Source organism: Streptomyces colwelliae (assembly GCF_048158785.1).
Classification (GTDB): domain Bacteria; phylum Actinomycetota; class Actinomycetes; order Streptomycetales; family Streptomycetaceae; genus Streptomyces.
Genome location: NZ_JBLTJC010000937.1, coordinates 1 through 478 on the forward strand (window position 1 = coordinate 1; position 478 = coordinate 478).

1 protein-coding gene is annotated in these 478 nt (G+C 73.8%); it reads left to right on the plus strand.

Annotated features, from left to right (window positions below; all coding sequences use genetic code 11):
• Positions 1 to 95: 95 nt before the first annotated feature.
• On the plus strand, positions 96 to 478 hold a 383-nt coding region (locus ACNFOC_RS55245; protein ID WP_416966424.1), incomplete at its 3' end, for a peptide deformylase.

Sequence of the window (478 nt, forward strand, 5' to 3'; positions counted from 1 at the left end):
GTCCAGTAGTCGGGGCGTGAGGGCCACGAGTTCCCGGGGATGCGAGTGGCGTGGGTCACATCGGGTGGCGGCGGGCGCCGTGGCATCCTGGCGCGATGGCACTTCCCCGTGATCACGTACCCCTGGCCGAGCGGGTCGAGGAACTCCTCGCCGGCGGCGGCCCGTTGCCCATCGTCTCGGCCGGTGACCCGGTGCTCAGGCGCGGGATCGAGCCGTTCGACGGGCAGTTGGAGCCCGCGCTGCTGGCCCGGTTCGTCGAGGCGCTGCGCGCGACCATGCACGCGGCGCCGGGGGTGGGCGTCGCCGCCCCGCAGGTCGGGGTGGGGCTGCGGATCGCGGTGATCGAGGATCCGGCGCCGGTGCCGGACGAGGTACGGGTGGTGCGCGGGCGGGTGCCGCAGCCGTTCCGGGTGCTGGTCAATCCGTCGTACGAACCCGTCGGTGACGGTCGGGCCGCGTTCTTCGAGGGGTGTCTCAG